Source organism: Stackebrandtia sp., assembly GCF_035643755.1.
Classification (GTDB): Bacteria; Actinomycetota; Actinomycetes; order Mycobacteriales; family Micromonosporaceae; genus Stackebrandtia.
On sequence record NZ_DASQPW010000061.1, the window covers coordinates 1 to 4,140 of the forward strand.

Consider the following 4,140-nt stretch of genomic DNA (forward strand, 5'->3'; position numbering starts at 1 on the left):
CAGCCAACAATGCCATTGCAAGATCCTGACTATATATAAATAGTCAGAATTGAACAAAAACTATAGAACCTCAAACAATCGAGGCCCACACACTGACCATCACAAAACACCCTATCGAGTTCTCAAAAAACACACCCACACGAATCCAAACCACATCTCGTGAATTTGGAACCTCGCTGAGGCGCAACCCTTATAAGCTACCAGGTCCGATTTCGCGGTCTTCCGGGGGGGTCTCCCCGCGCCCGGTGACGCGCTGAACCATTGCTGGACTGTACTTGGGATTTCCCGCAAGCCTGCCAGATGCGAGCCGATCCGACAACTGAATATTGTCTAGATCTCTTGGGCTCGCCCTGTCCGGTTCCCCGCGGGCAAGAAGAAACCTACGCTACGGCTGAAACACCCGTCAACTCGGGGGGTGGGTGTTGGCAGTCACATGCCGTTTGCGCAGCTCATTCCTGTTGTGCCGCTTCGTTTTCGGGGTCTTCGGGCTTTTGGCGCCGGGACTTGCGGGCGGCGAGGCGTTCGGCCGCGGCGACGCGGGTGGAGCGGTCGAAGCGGGTGTCGGTGCCGCGGGGACCGATCGCGGCGACCGCGGCCGGATCCGTTGGCTCCCATTCGAACTCGAAGTTGCCGATGCGCACGGTGCATCCGGGCTCGGCGCCGGCCTTGGCCAGGGCGGTCTCGACCCCGATGCGCGCCAGGCGATCGGCGAGGAAGCCGACGGCCTCCTCGTTGTCGAAGTTCGTCTGGCGCACCCAGCCCTCGGGCTTTCGGCCCGTGACCGTGAAGCTGCCGTCCCGGTCGGGGGCGACCTCGAAGCCCGTGTCGTCGACCGCGGTGGGGCGCAACACGATGCGGGTGGGTTCGGGGGTGGGTCGGGACGCCCGGTGGGCCTCGACCGCCTCCGCGAGGGTATAGGACAATGTGGATAGTCCCTGGTGAGTGGCGGCGCTCACCCGCAGAACCGGCCACCCCCGCGCCTTCGCGTCGTCCTGCACCAGGTCGGCCAGGTCGGCGGCTTCGGGGATGTCCATCTTGTTGAGGATGACGAGGCGGGCGCGATCCTCTAGGCCGCCGTACTCGGCGAGCTCGTACTCGATCGCGTCGATGTCGGACAGCGGGTCGCGACCGGGATCCAGGGTCGCGCAGTCGACGACGTGGGCCAGCACGGCGCAGCGTTCGATGTGGCGGAGGAATTCCAGGCCCAGGCCCTTGCCGGACGCGGCGCCGGGGATCAGACCGGGCACGTCGGCGATCGTGTAGGTGGTGTCCCCCGCGGCCACCACGCCGAGATTCGGCACCAGGGTCGTGAATGGATAGTCGGCGATCTTGGGTCGGGCCGCCGACAGCGCGGCGATCAGGGACGACTTCCCCGCCGAGGGAAAGCCCACCAGGCCGACGTCGGCGACGCTCTTGAGTTCCAGGATGGCGTCGAGCGCCTCGCCGGTCTCGCCGAGTTCGGCGAAGCCCGGCGCCTTGCGGGTGGAGGTGGCCAGGGAGGCGTTGCCGCGGCCGCCACGACCGCCCCTGGCGAGCACGCAGCGGGTCCCGGCACCGATGAGGTCGGCTATCACCGCTCCGGCGCTGTCGTGGACGACGGTGCCGTCGGGCACCTTGAGCGTCAGGCCGCCGCCGTTGGCGCCGTCGCGGTTGGAGCCCTGACCGCCCTTGCCGTTGCCCGCCTTGGCGTGCGGGTGGAAGTGGAAGTCCAACAGGGTGTGCACGTTGGGGTCGACCTCGAGGACGACGTCGCCGCCGTGCCCGCCGTTGCCGCCGTCGGGCCCGCCGAAGGGCTTGAACTTCTCGCGATGGATGGACACGCAGCCGTGCCCTCCATTGCCCGCCTGGACATGGAGCACCACGCGGTCGACGAAGGAACTCACACTTCTCCTTAACACAAAAAGCGGACCCGGGAGCCGTGCTCCCAGATCCGCTCGAGACTACGGGGTAGCGCAGGTGGCGAAGCCCCTGCGTCGCGGCCGCAAGGATTGAGCGAGGTCGATGTGGCCTTCCGAAGGAAGGCACTATGCGGCCTCGACCTCGCGCCCTACTCGGCCGTGACGATGCTGACGGTCTTGCGGCCGCGGCGCTTGCCGAACTTGACCGCGCCAGCGGCGAGGGCGAACAGCGTGTCGTCCTTGCCGCGGCCGACCAGGTCGCCCGGGTGGAACTTGGTGCCACGCTGGCGGACGATGATCTCGCCCGCATTGACCTCTTGGCCGCCGAAGCGCTTCACGCCGAGTCGCTGCGCGTTGGAGTCGCGACCGTTACGCGAGCTGGACGCACCCTTCTTGTGTGCCATGTCGCCTTCCTCCTACTTCCCGGCCTTGATGCCGGTGACCTTGACGCGGGTCAACTGCTGACGGTGACCCTGGCGCTTGTGGTAGCCGGTCTTGTTCTTGAACTTGTGGATCTTGATCTTGGGGCCCTTGAGGTGGTCGACGAGTTCGCCGTTCACGGTGACGCCGGCGAGCTTCGCCGCGTCCGTGGTGACCTTGCCGTCGTCCACCAGGAGAACCGCGGGCAGCGTGACGGAGTCGCCCGGCTCGCCCGCGAGCTTTTCCACCTCGAGGACGTCCCCCTCGGCGACCTTGTATTGCTTGCCGCCGGTCTTGACGATCGCGTACATGTTGACGCAGCTCTCCTTGGTTCGCTTCTCGCCCATCGCGAGACCTGTGTGTGTTCGTTCGCCGTGGCGAACGGATGCTTGTCCGGCCCAGAAAGAGGCCGTCGTCCAAAATACGTCATCGCCGCCGCGGCCTCCAACTCGGGGCGATGTGTTCGCGGTTACGAAGCCGTCGCCTCGGCGCCGGGGTTGGCCGTGCCGGCCTCGGCGATCTTGCGGGTCGGCTCGGCGGCCGACCTGTTCGGGTCGGAGGCGGACTTGTTCTTGCCGTTCTTCGCTTCCTTCTTCTTGCCGCCCTTGCCCTCCGACTTCGCCGAGTGCTTGTCGCCCTTGGAGAACTTCTCGGTGGAGTCGACGTCGATGATGACGCCGCGGCCCTTGCAGTGCTCGCAGGGTTCGCTGAACGCCTCGAGCAGGCCCTGGCCGACCCGCTTGCGGGTCATCTGGACCAGTCCCAGCGAGGTGATCTCGGTGACCTGGTGCTTGGTGCGGTCGCGCCCCAGGCACTCGGTGAGGCGGCGCAGCACCAGGTCGCGGTTGTTCTCCAGCACCATGTCGATGAAGTCGATGACGACGATGCCGCCGACGTCGCGCAGCCGCAGCTGCCGGACGATCTCCTCGGCGGCCTCGAGGTTGTTGCGGGTGACGGTCTCCTCGAGGTTGCCGCCGGCGCCGGTGAACTTTCCGGTGTTGACGTCGATGACCGTCATGGCCTCGGTGCGGTCGATGACGAGGCTGCCTCCCGAGGGCAGGAACACCTTGCGGTCCAGGGCCTTCAGCAGCTGCTCGTCGACGCGCTGCTCGGAGAAGACGTCGCCGGTGCCGGTGTGGCGCTTCAGCCGCTGCACCAGGTCGGGGGACACGTTGTCGAGGTAGCTCTTGACGTCGTCGTAGGCGGCGTCGTTGTCGACGATCAGGTCGGTGAAGTCCTCATTGAACACGTCGCGGACCACCCGGACCAGCAGGTCGGGCTCGGAGTGCAGCAGGGTGGGGGCGCCGCCCTTGCCCGCCTTGGCCTCGATCTGTTCCCACTCGCCCTGGAGCCGCGCGATGTCGCGTTCCAGGTCGTCGGTGTCGGCACCCTCGGCGGCGGTGCGCACGATGACGCCGGCGCTCTCGGGAACCAGCTTCTTGAGGGTGCTGCGCAGCCGGCGGCGCTCGGAGTCGGGGAGCTTGCGGGAGATGCCCGAGGCATTGCCGTGCGGGACGTAGACCAGGTGCCGCCCGGACAGCGCGATGTGGCTGGTGAGCCGGGCACCCTTGTGGCCCACCGGGTCCTTGGTGACCTGCACCAGGACGGAGTCGCCGGGGCTCATGGCCTGTTCGATGGAGCGTGCGCGCCCGGACAGTCCGGTGCGGTCCCAGTTGACCTCGCCGGCGTACAGCACGGCGTTGCGGCCGCGGCCGATGTCGATGAAGGCGGCCTCCATGCTGGGCAGGATGTTCTGCACCTTGCCCAGGTAGACGTTGCCGGCCATGCCCTGGCCGCCGCTGCGGGTGACGAAGTGCTCGAC

4 protein-coding genes are annotated in these 4,140 nt (G+C 67.1%); all 4 read right to left on the reverse strand.

From position 1 onward, the window contains the following. Positions 1 to 449 precede the first annotated feature (449 nt). A complete protein-coding gene (gene obgE / locus VE172_RS04450; RefSeq protein WP_324797749.1) occupies positions 450 to 1,883 on the reverse strand; it encodes a GTPase ObgE in 1,434 nt (477 codons plus the stop codon). A gap of 164 nt (positions 1,884 to 2,047) precedes the next feature. Continuing rightward, positions 2,048 to 2,302 (reverse strand): 50S ribosomal protein L27, encoded by a 255-nt coding sequence (gene rpmA / locus VE172_RS04455; protein WP_324797752.1) that lies wholly within the window; start codon positions 2,300 to 2,302, stop codon positions 2,048 to 2,050. Between the two features lie 12 nt (positions 2,303 to 2,314). Next, a complete protein-coding gene (gene rplU / locus VE172_RS04460; protein ID WP_324797758.1) occupies positions 2,315 to 2,629 on the reverse strand; it encodes a 50S ribosomal protein L21 in 315 nt (104 codons plus the stop codon). Between the two features lie 158 nt (positions 2,630 to 2,787). Beyond that, positions 2,788 to 4,140 (reverse strand): Rne/Rng family ribonuclease (locus VE172_RS04465; protein ID WP_324797756.1); only part of this gene is annotated, 1,353 nt, incomplete at its 5' end.